This is a genomic window from Erysipelothrix urinaevulpis, assembly GCF_009828835.1.
GTDB classification, from domain to species: Bacteria; Bacillota_I; Bacilli_A; order Erysipelotrichales; family Erysipelotrichaceae; genus Erysipelothrix; species Erysipelothrix urinaevulpis.
This window is the reverse complement of the sequence record NZ_WTTB01000002.1, coordinates 214980-231340: the sequence shown is the minus strand read 5'-3', so window position 1 is coordinate 231340 and position 16361 is coordinate 214980. Positions and strand designations below refer to the sequence as shown.

Genomic DNA, 16361 nt, shown 5'->3' with positions numbered 1-16361 from the left:
GATGAAACTAATCAAAAATAACAATAAAGACGAGGGGTTTACATTAATTGAACTAGTGGTAGTTATTGCTATCCTAGCAATCTTAGCATTAATTCTAATTCCATCATTAATGGGGTATAACAAAAAGGCCGAAAAATCAAAAAATGATGCAAACGCAAGAAACGTCTACACAGCAGCAACACTTGTTGTAAGTGAAAAAGAATCTATTAGTGAAACAGACTTAAAAGCTGAATTAGAAAAAGGTAATTTAGTTGGAATTGACGATTGGAAAAATGTAACCATTACAATTGGTGCAGATAAAAAAATTGAAGTAAAAGTAGGGGATCCAAAAAACAAAGATACACTTGGACAATACCCTGTTGCTAAAGAAGCAAAGGAATAAGAAAAACTCTAAAGTATATTTTTTATACTAAGGTGATAGAGCTGGTGAGTATCCAAAAGATGCCGCTGAATAAGATTATTTAATAGAAGTAATAAAAAAGTCTAAAGTTGATTCATTTCAAACTTTAGACTTTTTTTTAATGATTGATTGTTTCGGTTAGTTCGCAGCCATGTCCTAAATCATTCTCTTTGAAGTCCTTGAGTTGATCGTTTTTAACATGTGCTAAATCGATTGTCTTGTTCGATCGAACTTTCATGATGTTGAGTTCACCAGTATACGCTTGTAATGTAATGTTTGGGTATTTTTTTGAAAGTCTCTTAATGTCTTGATCATTGACACTTTGAAGTTCAAATATAGTTTCTTCCATTTCATTAAGTTTTAAGACATCTTTTGAGTTAGGGTTTGACTCAGTTTCGATTAATAAATACTCGCCTTCGATTTCAATGGTGCTTTGCTCAGCACCATGAGCACATGTCCAATGCTTTGTCTTGATATCGTTAAAAACCTTGTAATCCTTTGATTGACTGCATCCGCCTAAAACAAGGACACACAAACTTAAAAACGTTAAATTCGTAATTTTTTTCTTCATCTTCCACCTCGCTTTATCATTATACAATGTTTTGTTATGTGAAGATAGAGTGAAATCCATGATTGTTTAAGCGAGTGAAATTCTATGTACTTGTCGGAATGTTGCTGTGAGATTTTGATATCTTGTTATTCGATTTAATAAGAAAAATAGTGTGGTATAATTAGACCATGCATTAAAAGGAGGAAATTATGAAAATACTTGTTACAGGTGGTGCTGGCTATATTGGTAGTCACACATGTGTTGAATTATTAAATCAAGGACATGAGGTTGTTGTCTTAGATAATTTAAGTAATGCATCTGAAATTGCATTAGAACGTGTTAAAGAAATTACGGGTAAAGACTTAACCTTTTATAAAAAAGATTTGTTAAATATTGAAGATATAAACGATGTTTTTGAAAATGAAACAATTGAAGCGGTGATTCACTTTGCTGGGCTAAAGGCTGTGGGGGAATCGGTCGCACACCCTTTATGGTATTATGAGAATAATATTACAGGGACGTTGAATCTTTGTAAGGTCATGGCAAAGCATGATGTAAAAAACATTATCTTTAGTTCGTCAGCGACTGTCTATGGTACTCCTGAAGTTGTGCCAATTGTTGAAGATTCACCTTTATCAACAACAAATCCATACGGTTCAACCAAATTGATGTTGGAGCAAATACTTCAAGATTTGCATGTTGCAGATGAAGCGTGGAATGTTGTCATTCTACGTTACTTTAATCCAATTGGTGCTCATCATTCAGGAATTATTGGGGAAGATCCTAAAGGGATTCCAAATAATCTGATTCCTTATATTACTCAAGTTGCTGTCGGAAAATTAGATGAATTGACTGTGTTTGGTGATGATTATGATACACCTGATGGTTCAGGTGTACGCGACTATATTCATGTTGTCGATTTAGCACAAGGTCATGTTGATGCACTCAAACGATTGAATCCAAATGATGGTGTCAGCATTTATAACTTAGGAACAGGTCAAGGCTATTCTGTTTTAGATATGGTTGAAGCTTTTTCTGAAGTTGTTGGAAAAGAAATTCCTTATGTCATCAAAGAACGTCGTCCTGGAGATATTGCGACGTGTTATGCACAAGCTGATAAAGCAAAACGTGAAATCGGTTGGGAAGCTAAAAAAGATTTAAAAACGATGTGTGAAGATTCATGGCGTTGGCAAAGTAATAATCCCAATGGTTATGGCGAATAATTAGAAGAAAGCATGGTTTATTCATGCTTTCTTTTTTTTATTTACGACCAAGTGATCGTTTTGATGTTTGATGAAGGCAATTCTTTAAAGAGCACTATAAAAACGAATATAATTAGTGTATAATAAAAATGTTGTTTAAGAGAGGATGTAGTGCATGTTGGATAATATAAATGAAATTGTGGAAGCGTTTAATTTTGAAGGAGAAATCTTAGAAATAAAAGCATATGGTAATGGCCATATTAATGATACGTTCAGACTTACATGTCCTTCGAATAAATATATTTTACAAAGAATCAATGATGATGTTTTTACAAAGCCTGATCAATTAATGGATAATGTTGAAATGGTGACATCATTTTTAAAAGAAAAAATTAAAGAAGAGGGGGGCGACCCTAACCGTGAGACCTTGAGTTTAATTCATTGCAAAAATGGTAAAAATCTCTATAAGGATTCCCATGGATCATTTTGGCGTGCTTATGATTTTATCGATGGAACACTGTCTTATGATTTAGTTGAAGATCCAGAGGATTTCTATCAAAGTGGCTTAGGGTTTGGTACGTTCCAATCACGTCTTGCTGATTTTCCGATTGATAAACTGAATTTCACAATCGAAAAATTTCATCACACACCAAGTCGCTATGAGGCGTTTATGACTGTGTTGCATGATGATCCGCAAGGTCGTGCTAAATTAGCGCAACCAGAGATTGAAAAGATTATAAAGCAAAAAGATTTTGTTCATACACTTTGGGATTTAAATAAAGCAGGAAAGTTAGATTTTAAAGTCACTCACAATGATACAAAACTTAATAATGTTTTAATTGATGAAGCAAGTGGTAAAGCGATTTGTGTTGTTGATCTCGATACAGTCATGCCAGGCTTTGCTCTTGATGATTTTGGTGATTCAATTCGCTTTGGAGCAAGTACAGCTTTGGAAGATGAAAAAGATTTAGAAAAAGTTCGTTTAGACTTAGAATTGTTTGAGGTTTATGTCAAAGGGTTCTTGGAAGGTGCAAAGGGGAGTCTTAGTGATTTGGAAATAGATTTATTTCCGGTAGGCGCTAAAATGATGACTTTGGAAACGGGCATTCGTTTCTTAACTGATTTCTTACAAGGTGATACTTATTTTAAAACAGCTTATGATGACCATAATTTGGTACGAGCTAGAACACAGTTAAAATTAGTTGATGAGATGGAGCGTCAGTGGGACGCAATGAATCAAATCATTGAAAAATATCGATAAAATTAAAACGATTGATCCTTTAGATAGAATCAATCGTTTTTTTTTATTGATTAAATGAATGGATTACTGCGTTGGCTAAGAGTTCGACACCAACACCCGTTGCTCCTTCTGGGTTATAGTCATCGCCATCATGGTATGCAGTGAAAGCAATATCTAAATGGGTCCAAGGAATATCGTTGGTAAATTCTTTTAAGAATAAACCAGCGGTTGTTGTTCCGGCACCACATGCAGAAGCATTTTTTATATCGGCACGTTTTGAATGATTGCATTTTGCTAAATCATCATCACATGGTAAACGCCAAATTTTGTCACCACTAAGTTTTGAAGCGTGTTCCAATGATTGATAGAATTGATCATCATTAGAAACAACCCCAGTTATATTTTTACCAAGTGCAGCAAATACGGCGCCAGTGAGTGTTGCGATATCAACAATCTTCGTTGCTTTTTCAACGGAGTGGGCATACCAAATTGCATCAGCAAGTGTGAGTCGTCCTTCAGCGTCTGTATTGATAATTTCAATGGTTTTCCCTGACATTGAATTGATAATGTCGCCATTTTTAAATGCATCGCCTGAAATCATATTCTCACAAGCTGCAACAACAGCGATAACATTAACTTTTTCTTTTTGTTTTGCTAACAGGTTGATTGCCCCAATGACTGAAGCGCTTCCGCCCATATCACAGTGCATCGTGACCATGCCTGTGGCAGGTTTGATAGCATAGCCACCAGAGTCATAAGTTACACCTTTACCAACAAGAGCTGTGATCTCATCGCTTTCTGGGTTATTTAAATAACGCAATATAATGAGCTTAGGTTCTTGAATAGAGCCACGAGCTACCGATAAAAATGCATCCATTTTCAAGCTTTCAATATCTTTTTGGCCCTTAATTTCAACTTCAATACCATTCGCCAAACTAAAATCTTGGCTTAAGGTTGCTAAGGCAGTTGGGGTCAAAAAGTTGGCTGGCTCATTGACAAGCATTTTGGTGAAACTTATGGTGTCGCTTAGTCCTTTAACAGTTTCAAAGTCATTTAAAAAGCCGTCGTGTACAGAATATACCGTACAGTGTTTGGCGCTTTGTTTTTGATTCCTGTATTTATCAAAACCGGCTTGGTTTAGCTTGAATGATTTCAAAAACTGAATGTGGTTGTTCGTATGATTTTCATCTAGGAAAAGTAACGATGCATTTTCTAATTTCTCATCATTCATTAAACTGACAGCTTTTTTGCCTAAACGTATAGATTCTCTCGCGTTGAGTGCTTCTGGTAAGTTAATTTCCACCATAATTTGACGTGGATTGAATGATAATGTAGAGACTTGAAATGAATCGTTTTCTAAGCTTTCAAAATCACTGGGCAGATTAAGGTGTTGATGTAGCAAATTTTTATGATCTGCATTTTCTGTGGAAATAAGATAAATGATTTCATAATTCTTTTGCTGAAATTTCTTTATTGTTTCTAATTCAATGTTCATAGTGACACGCTCCTTTTCCTATTAATGTACCAGTTTTAAAGAAACGTGTCGAGATAAATTTGTGTTAAAGGTCTGTAAAGTGCATAGATTTATGATTATTAACATGCTATAGTTTACCTAAAGAGAAATGGAGATTTATATGGCGATTAAAATCATAACAGACAGTACATGCTATCTTGATGAAGCGTTAGTGAAGCAGTATGAAATTATTGTATTACCTCTTTATGTAACCTTTGGGCAAGAGAGTTTTAAAGAAACAGATCTTGATAATACAGTTTTTTATCCGAAAATGGAAAAAGAAGGAATTCCGATTTCTTCTCAGCCTGCAGTGGGTGAAATCTTTTTGGCTATGGAAGAAATACTAAAAGAGGGACATGATGTTCTTGGAATCTTTCTTTCTTCAAGTATGAGTGGTACCTTTAACAGTGCTACTTTAATTTCTCAAGAACTTAGTGAAAAATATAAAGATGCGAAAATTACAATTCTAGACTCTAAAACAAATTCAATGCAACTTGGATTTACGGTATTAGAAGCAGCAAAAAAAGCACAAGAAACGCAAAACTATGATGAGGTTGTGGATGAAGCTCGCCGGGTTATTGATTCCAGTCGATTTATTTTTATTCCAGAAAACTTAGATTACCTTCATAAGGGAGGGCGAATTGGTGGAGCTGGAACGTTGTTTGGAAATATGCTTAAACTTACACCGATTTTAACCGTTCATAATGCAGAAACAAGTGTTTTAAAAACTGTACGGACAAAAAAACGTGCGAAGCAAGCACTCATTGATAAAATGCTTGATGATCATGAAAAATACGAAATCCAAGCATTAGCGATTCATCATATTAATTGTTATGATGAAGCTGTAGCCCTTCAAGAGGCGATTGAAGGCAAAGTATCTGCACCAATTCATATTTCAAATATTGGGCCTGTAATTGGCTTACATGTTGGTCCAGGGGCCATAGGATTTGCTTATCATACAAAAAATAAGATCACAGACTGAGTGGAGGTTTTTATGAAAAATAAAATAAAGTTAGTCATGAGTGATATTGATGGTACATTAATTAATGAAGATCATGTCATTTCTGAAAAGACACGAAAAACAGTGCATCGTTTACTTGACCAAGGGTATGAGTTTGGGATTGCGACGGGAAGAAATCCTGAAAGTGCACGTGGGATTGCCACACAACTTGACCTAAACCCAGATTTAATCCCTATTGTATCGTTGAATGGATTGCAAGTTGATGATTCTAAATACGATTACCATCGATTTGATGTCAGTATGGATTATAAGATTTGTCAATCGCTTGGAGCACTTGGTGAGAAATATTACATGGGCGTTTTGTATTTTTTTGAAAATGAAGTGTTCTTTCACATGGATGATTTATCAGTTCAAGATTTTGAAAGCAATGCGGAAGAAGACCAACTACGTTTTTTTAAAAACAACATTAAAATGCAAAGAATCCGTGACATTTCGGAGATTAAATCTAAGTTTGAAGCAGGGGAGCATATTTTGAAGATGGTTTATATTCAAAATGACGATTATACTGAATTAGTTAAGGAACGATTATCAAAAGAATTCCCTGAAGATTATGACCTGTTAATGGTTGCGGGTGGATGGGCTGAAATAATGCCGAAATCTGTGAATAAAGGGCAAGCAATTGCTGATTATTGTGAATTTAGAGGCATTGAAATGTCAGAGGTCTTAAGTTTTGGTGACAGTGATAATGATTTGACCATGATTCATAAATCAGGGGTTGGTGTGGCGATGGAAAATGCACGTAATTCACTTAAAGTAATGGCGGACAAAAAAACAAAATCAAACGTAGAAGATGGTGTGGCTGTCTTTCTTGAAACCTATCTCTTGGACTAACAAAGTTAGTCCTTTTTTATAAACTTATGGGTATGAAATGATATTGAAATAATTGTGTGATACTGTATAATTAAACCAAAGAGGTGACATATGAGTTGCATATACAGGATTAAACAAAATATGGATGATTACACCGCAACAGAAAAGAAAATTGCGGATTACATTCTTAATCATAAAGAAATAACAATTTCATCATCTGCTCAAAATTTAGCGGATAATATTGATACATCAGCTGCGGCGATTGTTCGTTTTTCTAAGCGAGTGGGATATGATGGATTTACCCATTTAAAAGTTGAATTAGCCAAAGATCGATCAGATGAAGAAGAAGATTTTGACAGTATTATAAAACAAAGTGATAATTTCTCAATGCTTGTTAAAAAAATGGCGCATGAAAACATGATGACGTTTAAGAATACCTATCGCTTATTAAATTTACAAAGTCTTGAAGAAGCGATTGATTGTGCACAAGAAGCAGGTCGTATTTTTCTTTTTGGTATCGGGGGATCGGGTTTGGTTTGTGAAGACTTATATCAAAAATTCACACGAATTGATATTAGGGCCGTATACAATCAAGACTTCCATTTACAAATGTCAGCACTGACCCATGCGAAACCTGGTGATGTTTCGATTGCATTTTCTTATTCAGGTGAGACAAAAGAAATAATTTCTGCCCAAAGGGTTGCTCAAAGTAAGGGTGTCACTACGATTTCTATCACCCAACTTGGAAAAACTTCATTGGCAAAATATTCGGATTTTGTTTTTAATGTTCCCAAGGAAGAAGCTGAACTGCGTTTGGGCTCGATTGCCTCCAGGTTTTCTATGTTTGCACTGAGCGATTTAATTTATTTAGAGGTTGCTCGTAAAAATACAGTTGATATTCGACGACGAATTATCAACACTCGAGAAACAATTACAAAAATATAACCCAACAATCAACAAGGCGACTTGTTGATTTTTTTCTTCATGAAACTCGTTAATAACGCATCAATCACGGTTGATTTTGGTGTTTATGGCTTGTTTTGTAGTGGATGTTTCAATGAATGCTTGATTATCTTGAAATATAGTTTCAAAAGCATTATAATTAATGAGAAAGACGAGGTAAGTAACTATGATAGATTTAAGTAAGATTGGAACAGAACAACAAAACGAAAATACAATGAAAATTGATCAGCTCAATACACTTGAAATGGTACGCTTAATTAATCAAGAGGACCAAGCTGTTATTGATGCTGTAAATAATGCATCAGAATCAATTGCGAATGCTGTTGATGCGACCTATGAAGTAATATCTCAAGGAGGACGCTTAGTTTATATTGGTGCTGGAACATCGGGTCGTATTGGTGTTTTAGATGCTTCGGAGTGGTTGCCAACATTTGGTGTAGGAGAAGAGTCAGTTGTTGGGATTATTGCAGGTGGTGATCATGCATTACGTCACCCAATTGAATCCGCAGAGGACAATGAACAAGATGTTATTGATGATTTGAAAGCCATTAATTTTAATAAAGATGATATTCTTTGTGCCTTGGCTTCATCTGGTCGTACACCATATTGTATCGGTGGTTTAAAATATGCGAATGACTTAGGAGCGAAAACAATATCTTTAGCCTGTGTTGCAAACAGTGAACTTGCTAACTATGCAGATTATCCAATTGAAGCGGTTGTTGGGCAAGAAGTTGTAACAGGATCAACACGAATGAAATCAGGATCAGCACAAAAAATGGTATTAAATATTATTTCAACATCTGTGATGATCAAGTCAGGGAAAGTTTATGGTAATTTGATGGTGGACGTGAAACCAACGAACAAAAAGCTTGTTGAACGTGCAAAAGGGATTATCATGAAGGCAAGTGGTTGTAGTTATGAACGCGCTGAAGAATTAATGGAATTAAGCCAAGGTCAAGTCAAACCATCGATCGTAATGGAAAAACTGAACATTGACTTTACAACAGCAGAAGCATTATTGGCCAACAACCATGGTCGAATTGCGGATGCTTTAAACACTATAAAGGATAGGTGAAAGCTATGATTGGTATTGGTCTCATGTCAGGGACATCGCTTGATGGGCTTGATATTGCATTGTGTAAAATTGAAGGGTTTGATTTAGAGACAAGTATTGAACTTTTGGCGTTTGATTCAATTCCCATGGCTCAAGCAATGCGGGAAAAAATTCTTAAAGTCTCAGATCCAAAAACAAGTAGAATTGATGATATTACATCGTTAAACATGGAGATTGGCCAGTGGTATGCTGAAGCAATCACAGAATTTATGAAAAAAAACAATCTTGACTACACACTTGACTTCATAGCAAGTCATGGTCAAACGATCTATCATATCCCTAACGATACAAAAAATCATAAAGCATCCTCGATGCAAATTGGTGATCCATCGTTTATGGCGCTGTCGCATGATTGTCCTGTTGTCTTTAATTTTAGGATGATGGATATTGCTGCCCAAGGTGAAGGTGCACCGCTGGTTCCATTTACTGATTATGTTCAATTTCATAATAAAGAAAAAAATATTGTATTGCACAATATCGGTGGTATCGCTAATTTAAGTTTTCTTGATAAAACAAAAGGCTTTGATGATGTTTTAGCCTTTGATACAGGGCCAGGTAACATGATGATTAATGCAGCCACTATGTATTACTATCAAGAGCCTTATGATGACAATGGTGATTATGCAAAACAAGGGGTGCTCATTGATGAACTCTTTGAAACCCTAAAAAACAATCCGTATTATGACTTAAAACCACCAAAATCAACAGGAAGAGAAATGTTTGGAGAAACGATTCTTGAACCACTTTTCAAACAGTATAAAACGGTTCCTAATGATGTGATTTATACGTTAACTAAATTCACTGCTTGGACGATCCAAGATAGTTATCGAAAGTTCTTACCTCAAGATTTAGATCAAATAATCATTTCAGGCGGAGGTGCTTATAACCCAGTCTTAATGCATGAATTGCAAGTATATCTTCCCCAATATACTATCTTATCTCAAGAAGATTTAGGGTTTTCAAGTGATGCTAAAGAAGCGATTGCATTCGCAATTTTAGGAAATCAAACATTGAATAACCGTCCAAGTAATGTTCCAAGTGCAACGGGCGCCAATCAACAGGTTATTCAAGGGCAAATTTGTCCAAAACCATTTAAAAGCTAGTCAACTAGCTTTTTTATTTGAGAAAATTATAAAATCATAGTATTCTAATAGGGCAAGAGAGTTTTCTTGATGATAAATAGAGGCGATTATACGTGAAAAGTAAAAAAGAGAAAAGCATAGATTTATGCAAAAACATAGTCGAAAATTTGCGTTGTCCATTTTGCTATGAAGATGTTGAAATCACATTGTCAATGACATGTCACAATAATCATAATTTTGATTTTTCAAAGACAGGATACTTAAATCTAGCGTTGCAAAGTTCTGATAAAAAATATAACGCAGAGTTGTTTAAAGAACGTTACAAAATTATGGGATTAAAAAATGTCTACCAACCACTGGTGGATGCTTTAACAGATTTAGTCCCTTGGACTCAACATACCAAGGTACTGGATGGTGGAACAGGCGAAGGCAGTCTATTAGCAAGGTTACCAGAGTCGGTAAAAATTGGGGTTGATTTAGCAAAAGATGGGATTGTTCTTGCAAGTAAAAACTATCCAGATCATCTTTGGTTTATTGCAGATCTTGCTAATTTGCCAGTAAAAGATAACGCCATTGATAGAGTGTTGTCGATTTTATCGCCTGCGAGTTATCAAGAATTTAAACGTGTATTAAAGCCAGGTGGAGAACTGATCAAAGTGATTCCCAATGCTAATTATTTCAAAGAAATAAGAGAACTGGGTCATCAAGGAGATTTTGATAACTCCCATACGGTGAACCGTTTCAAAGAAGAATTTCCTGATTATCAAGTGCAGACACTATCATATACGGTTTTAGTCAATGAAGAAGACCGTGAATCATTGATTAAAATGAGCCCATTAGCTTGGGACTTGGATGAAAAGATCGTAAGAAATTATATAAAGCAAGGCAAGGATCGATTAACCATCGATTTAAGTATCTATTATGGGAAAAGAGGGTTAGTATGATTTTCACAATCAAAGACAGTTATCGTGCTGATTTAAATGATTTAGATGCACTGACACGCATTGACGAACAAATAACGTCGCTTGAAGACGGGATTGAAGTCCTGGTGTTTACGGATTATCATGGTCCAGATGATTCATTTTGTTCCATAGCCCATGCAACAACCGAAGGCTTAGAAGGGGCTACAATCATGATTGATGACTCCATGAAGCATGTTGGTATAAAAATAAAGAACGATCAACCATTGGAATCGGTTTTTAGATTTATTGATTCCTTGGTTAAAGACGGCAAGATAAAAAGAGCGTATTTAATTGATTATATTAAAAAAACTGAACAAAGTGTAGAGTTTTTAATATCTGTCGAATAAAAAAAAGAGCTCGTCCATCAAAGACAAGCTCTTTTAATTTGCTAATTACATCCACGTTATTTTACTTTCGCTGCCATTTTTAATCCGACCAATATTTGTTTTGTGTCGAGTGATGACGATTAAATTGATAATTGTGAAAGCAATTGATAAATAATGATTGCTTTGACTTAAAAACAAAATAATACTCGCACTTGTAATACTTATCATGGCTGATAAGGAAACCATTTTGCTCAAATATAAACAAGCAAAGAAGATCCCTAACGGTAAGAAAAAATGCAAAAGAGCGTTGTGAGTTAGGAAAATAGTGATTCCTAACAAGAATCCAAAGGATGTTGAAACGGCTTTACCACCTTTGAAATTTGCAAATATCGGGTAGCAATGGCCGATAGTAGCAAAAAATCCAGCCGCTAAAATAGCATTTGAATCTTTAAAGAATAAAAAAGCGACGCACATCGCAATTGTTGCTTTTAAAACATCAAGAATTGCCACGGATATGCCAGCTTTGGGGCCTAAGGTTCGTCCAGCATTGGTTCCACCCAGATTTCCTGAACCATGTTCACGAATGTCTGTTTGAAAAAAAAGTTTTCCGATAACTAAAGCAAACGGAATTGAACCGAATAAATAACCAATGAGCCCGGCAAAGAAAATTGCCATAATACCACCTCATGGTTATTTTATCATAAAGATAAGTAAAAGTGCTATCTTGTAATTTGTTAAAATAAAAGTTATATTAATAAATGCAACTTATCAAGTGGAATGTTAATGTATAAAACTTGAATTGAAGGGGTGTAACCCTTGTTTTCGCATGGTATAATACACAAGAGAGGAGTTTTGATACTGTGAGTAATACAGAATATACTGCTTCGAGTATAGAGATTTTAGAAGGATTAGATGCAGTTCGTAAAAGACCTGGAATGTATATTGGGTCAACTGATCAAAAAGGCCTCCATCATTTAGTATGGGAAATTGTTGATAATGCGATTGATGAAGCATTAAATCAACATGGAAAAAATATTTATATAAACATTGAAGACGATCAAACAATTAGTATTCGTGATGAAGGGCGAGGGATGCCAGTTGAAGCCCATCAATCGGGTGTCAGTGCGTTAGAGGTTATTTTTACTGTGCTTCATGCAGGTGGTAAATTCTCTGAAGCTGGAGGGTATAAGACCTCAGGTGGATTACATGGTGTCGGGGCATCGGTTGTGAATGCGTTAAGTGCTTCACTTGTTGCTACGGTTTACAAAGGAAACCAAGCCTATACCATGGAATTTGAAAATGGTGGGAAGCCCAAGGGCAGCCTAAAAAAAGAAACTTCTAAAGAAACACAAGGAAGTTTCGTTCGATTTAGTGCAGATCCGCTTATCTTTGGCAATGCTCGTTTTAATTACAATACGATCTGTGAACGCGTTCAAGAATCAGCGTTTTTATTAGAAGGTATTCGTTTTGTCGTGAGTGACCAAAGGATTGACCAAACTCGTGAATTTAGATATGAAAATGGTTTACGTGAGTTTATGGCTTACATTCACGAGGATACCGAGGTTTTAAATGAAACAATTTTACTTGAAGGTGAACAAAACGATATTAACGTTAAAATGGCACTTCAGTATAACGGCGGTTACCATGAAGACACCTATGCTTATGTTAACCTGGTAAGAACTCAAGATGGTGGAACCCATGTTGCAGGATTTAGGTCAGGTTTAACTAAAGTTGTGAATGAGTATGCTCGAAAACATGGTGTCTTAAAAGAAAAAGATAAAAACTTTGAAGGCAATGATATTCGTGAGGGCTTGTCTCTAATTCTTTCAGTCTCAATCCCTGAAAATTTATTACAATTTGAAGGGCAAACGAAAGGGAAATTGGGAACACCAAGTGCGAGAAATGCGGTAGAAGGGGTTCTTTTAGAACAATTACCGTATTACTTTGATACTCATCATGAAGATGCGATGAATATTTTAGCGAAGATTCAAAAAGCCAGTCAAGCACGCCTTGCAGCGCGAAAGGCGCGTGAACAAGCTCGTAAAGGAAAAGGACGCCGGATAGAAAAAATATTATCGGGTAAATTAGCCAATGCTCAAACAAAGAATAAAGATAAAAATGAATTGTTCCTTGTTGAGGGTGATTCTGCGGGCGGAAGTGCTAAACAAGGAAGAGATTCTAAGTTTCAAGCAATCTTACCCTTGCGAGGTAAAGTGTTAAACACTCAGAAAGCAAAATTTGAAGAAATATTAAAAAATGAAGAATTGAATACAATTATACATACGGTTGGGGCCGGTGTTGGTCAAGATTTTGTTCTCAAAGATTCCAACTATAAGAAAATTATTATTATGACCGATGCTGATACGGATGGGGCCCATATTCAAGTGCTTCTGCTAACGTTTTTCTTTAGACATATGCGTCCACTTATTGAAGCGGGCTATGTTTATATTGCTCAACCACCCCTTTATCGTGTTAAAGCAGGAAAAGAATCTTTTTACTGCTATACCGAAGATGAGTTGGATGACTTAAGAGATAAGTATGGGAAACTAGAATTACAACGCTACAAAGGACTTGGGGAAATGAATGCTGATCAATTATGGGAAACAACCATGGATCCCCAAACACGCAATTTAATTCAAGTCCAAATCGATGATCAATTGATTGCTGATAAGCGAGTATCAACCCTAATGGGTGATAAAGTAGGCATACGTCGTGAGTGGATTGAAGAGAATGTTTCTTTTACATTGGAGGAGGAATTGAATGTCGAATAGTAATAATATACCCATGCCAATCGAAGAAATCATGGGCGATCGTTTTGGACGATATTCAAAGTATATTATCCAAGAAAGAGCATTGCCTGATGTCCGTGATGGTCTAAAGCCAGTTCAACGTCGGATTTTATTTGCGATGCATCACGATGGAAATGTTTACAATAAACCTTATAGAAAATCGGCGAAAACTGTTGGATTAGTCATCGGTAACTATCACCCACATGGTGACTCTTCGGTCTATGAAGCGATGGTTAGAATGTCTCAAGATTGGAAAATGAGTATGCCACTTGTCGATATGCAGGGGAATAATGGATCAATTGATGATGATCCTGCTGCAGCGATGCGTTATACAGAGGCACGTCTTTCAAAATTGTCACATCGTCTCTTAGAAAACATTGACGAAGAAGTGGTTCCGTTTGTATTGAACTTTGATGACATGACCACCGAACCATCAGTCTTGCCTGCGCGATATCCTAATCTATTAATGAATGGATCAACCGGGATTGCAGCGGGATATGCCACAAATATTCCACCCTTTAATTTTAATGAAATTATGGAAGCGGCGACGTATCGATTAAACCATCCCAACTCGACGGTGGAAGATCTTCTAACAATCGTTAAAGGACCTGACTTTCCAACAGGTGCCATCATTGAAAGTCAAGCTGGCATTGAAGATATCATTAAAACAGGAAAAGGGCGAATTGTTGTCCGCGCTAAAGCAGATATCGTGAAGGAAAAGGGTCGCCAACAAATCATTATCACGGAATTACCTTACGAAGTTATTAAGTCAAACGTCGTTCGAAAAATTGATGACCTTCGATTCTCAATGGCTGAGGATGGTTTAGGTGATGTGATGGATGTCCGCGATGAATCCGATCGCAACGGGTTAAGAATTGTTATTGATTGTAAGTTGAATGCTGATACCACAAGTATCTTGAACCTATTCTATAAGCACACCGAACTACAGGTTTATTACAATGCAAACATGGTTGCGATTGTCGATCAAAGGCCTAAAGTGTGTAGTGTTGCTGATATTTTAGATGCTTATATTGAGTTTAGAAAAGATGTAGTTTTAAAACGAAGTCAATATCGTTATGATCGAAAAGAAAAACGTCTTCATATTTTGGAAGGGTTGATGAAAGCTGTTTCGATTTTGGATGAAGTGATTGACATAATTCGCAGATCCAATAACCGAAAAGAATCTTATCAAAACTTGATGAAAGCTTTTGACTTTACTCAAGTGCAAGCTGAAGCAATTGTTGATTTACAACTTTATCGTTTGTCATCGACAGATATTACAAAATTACAAGCTGAATATGCAGAGTTAACCAATGACTTAGATCACTTAGCTTTAATATTAAAAGATTCTTCTATGTTGAACTACGTTATCACACAAGAATTTAAAGAATTAAGTGAAGAATTTGGGTATGAAAGACGCAGTGAAATTCGTGCAGAAATTGCAAACTTAGAAGTTGATCACTTAAGTCTCATTAACGATGAAAATGTGATGTTAACACTGTCACAAGACGGGTATATAAAGCGTGTTTCGATGCGTTCTTATGGCTCAAGTCAACAAAATATTTTAGGATTAAAAGAAGATGATCACCCAGTGCTAATTGAAGAAGTAAGCACCATCGATCACATCTTGTTTTTCACGAATAAAGGACGGTATGGAATGTTGCTTGTCCATGATATCGAAGAATTCAGATGGCGTGATATCGGAAATCATTTAAATCAATATGTAAAGATTGAGCCTGATGAGAAAATTATCAAAACTGTCGTTGTTAAAGATTTCAACAACCCTTATTATCTGATCTCAGTTTCTAAAAAGGGAATGTTGAAAAAAACCGCGCTTAAAGATTATGAGCTGAAGCGAACAGGACAGATGGTCAAAGCCATGAATTTAGACAAAGATGACGAGTTAGTCTATGTAGGTCAGACATTTAATGCTGATGAGCTCGTTATTGTAAGCTCACTTGGGCAAGGTTTACGAATCGATTTAGAAACAATCAATGCCATTGGTGTACGAGCTAAAGGTGTGATTGCCATTAAATTGCGTGATGATGATTGGGTAGTTGATGCCAGTCGACTAGCTGATGAAACAGAACTTATCTTTATTTCAAATAAACATCAATTAAAACGCATAAAAGTCAGTGAATTCCCCAAACATAACCGTGCAACTCAAGGGCAAGCGGTGATGCGATGGGTTAAATCAAATCCTTCATTTGTGGAGCATGTTTCTTGTCATAATTTAGACGATACACTTGAGTTTTACGATGAAGAAATTATCACTGTACAAGTGAAAGATGTCCCGATTATGAAATTTGATACAAGTTTCTCAAATGTATTAGATGGCAAGATGTGTAAGTTTATAAAATCGTGATATAATGAAGAAAAGAAAAGTCTG

General features: G+C 35.8%; 15 protein-coding genes. 12 read left to right on the top strand and 3 right to left on the bottom strand.

The genetic code is table 11. The features are described 5' to 3' along the window. The first annotated feature begins 1 nt into the window (after window position 1). Complete coding sequence (locus GVV10_RS03155; RefSeq protein WP_201289975.1) at window positions 2-382, top strand: prepilin-type N-terminal cleavage/methylation domain-containing protein; 381 nt, start codon at window positions 2-4, stop codon at window positions 380-382. Between the two features lie 136 nt (window positions 383-518). Here GVV10_RS03155 and GVV10_RS03150 read toward each other — a convergent pair whose 3' ends face one another. Further along, a complete protein-coding gene (locus GVV10_RS03150) occupies window positions 519-971 on the bottom strand; it encodes a hypothetical protein (RefSeq protein ID WP_159519516.1) in 453 nt (150 codons plus the stop codon). A gap of 188 nt (window positions 972-1159) precedes the next feature. On the opposite strand from GVV10_RS03150, the gene galE reads away from it, so the two are divergent. Both galE and GVV10_RS03140 read left to right on the top strand, forming a co-directional pair. After that, window positions 1160-2173 carry a UDP-glucose 4-epimerase GalE gene (galE, locus tag GVV10_RS03145; RefSeq protein WP_159519515.1) on the top strand — a complete coding sequence of 338 codons (1014 nt, stop codon included), beginning with the start codon at window positions 1160-1162 and terminating at the stop codon, window positions 2171-2173. 154 nt (window positions 2174-2327) lie between these two features. Further along, on the top strand, window positions 2328-3413 hold the full coding sequence (locus GVV10_RS03140) for a phosphotransferase enzyme family protein (protein ID WP_159519514.1): 1086 nt from the start codon (window positions 2328-2330) through the stop codon (window positions 3411-3413). 43 nt (window positions 3414-3456) lie between these two features. On the opposite strand, the gene GVV10_RS03135 is transcribed toward GVV10_RS03140, so the two are convergent. After that, window positions 3457-4887 (bottom strand): leucyl aminopeptidase, encoded by a 1431-nt coding sequence (locus GVV10_RS03135; RefSeq protein WP_159519513.1) that lies wholly within the window; start codon window positions 4885-4887, stop codon window positions 3457-3459. A gap of 139 nt (window positions 4888-5026) precedes the next feature. Here GVV10_RS03135 and GVV10_RS03130 point away from each other — a divergent pair, with 139 nt between their 5' ends. The 7 genes from GVV10_RS03130 (at window position 5027) to GVV10_RS03100 (ending at window position 11204) form a co-directional block, all read left to right on the top strand. Next, window positions 5027-5887, top strand: a complete 861-nt coding sequence (locus GVV10_RS03130; protein ID WP_159519511.1) for a DegV family protein — start codon at window positions 5027-5029, stop codon at window positions 5885-5887. 12 nt (window positions 5888-5899) lie between these two features. Next, on the top strand, window positions 5900-6757 hold the full coding sequence (locus tag GVV10_RS03125) for a Cof-type HAD-IIB family hydrolase (protein ID WP_159519508.1): 858 nt from the start codon (window positions 5900-5902) through the stop codon (window positions 6755-6757). Window positions 6758-6847: 90 nt separating this feature from the next. Next, window positions 6848-7681, top strand: a complete 834-nt coding sequence (locus tag GVV10_RS03120; protein WP_159519506.1) for a MurR/RpiR family transcriptional regulator — start codon at window positions 6848-6850, stop codon at window positions 7679-7681. Window positions 7682-7865: 184 nt separating this feature from the next. Further along, on the top strand, window positions 7866-8774 hold the full coding sequence (gene murQ, locus GVV10_RS03115; RefSeq protein WP_159519504.1) for an N-acetylmuramic acid 6-phosphate etherase: 909 nt from the start codon (window positions 7866-7868) through the stop codon (window positions 8772-8774). 5 nt (window positions 8775-8779) lie between these two features. Next, window positions 8780-9916 (top strand): anhydro-N-acetylmuramic acid kinase AnmK, encoded by a 1137-nt coding sequence (anmK, locus tag GVV10_RS03110; RefSeq protein ID WP_159519502.1) that lies wholly within the window; start codon window positions 8780-8782, stop codon window positions 9914-9916. A 92-nt stretch (window positions 9917-10008) separates the two neighbouring features. Continuing rightward, complete coding sequence (locus tag GVV10_RS03105; protein WP_159519500.1) at window positions 10009-10839, top strand: methyltransferase domain-containing protein; 831 nt, start codon at window positions 10009-10011, stop codon at window positions 10837-10839. Further along, window positions 10836-11204, top strand: a complete 369-nt coding sequence (locus tag GVV10_RS03100) for a hypothetical protein (RefSeq protein ID WP_159519498.1) — start codon at window positions 10836-10838, stop codon at window positions 11202-11204. Before GVV10_RS03105 ends, GVV10_RS03100 begins: the two co-directional genes overlap by 4 nt. A 45-nt stretch (window positions 11205-11249) precedes the next feature. Here the strand turns inward: GVV10_RS03100 and plsY are convergent, their stop codons facing one another. Further along, window positions 11250-11858 (bottom strand): glycerol-3-phosphate 1-O-acyltransferase PlsY, encoded by a 609-nt coding sequence (gene plsY / locus GVV10_RS03095; RefSeq protein WP_159519496.1) that lies wholly within the window; start codon window positions 11856-11858, stop codon window positions 11250-11252. A 185-nt stretch (window positions 11859-12043) separates the two neighbouring features. Between plsY and parE the strand changes: the two genes are divergently transcribed. Both parE and parC read left to right on the top strand, forming a co-directional pair. Continuing rightward, window positions 12044-13954, top strand: coding sequence for a DNA topoisomerase IV subunit B (parE, locus tag GVV10_RS03090; protein ID WP_159519494.1), 1911 nt, complete (start codon window positions 12044-12046; stop codon window positions 13952-13954). Further along, window positions 13944-16337 carry a DNA topoisomerase IV subunit A gene (parC, locus tag GVV10_RS03085; RefSeq protein ID WP_159519492.1) on the top strand — a complete coding sequence of 798 codons (2394 nt, stop codon included), beginning with the start codon at window positions 13944-13946 and terminating at the stop codon, window positions 16335-16337. Before parE ends, parC begins: the two co-directional genes overlap by 11 nt. Window positions 16338-16361: the final 24 nt, after the last annotated feature.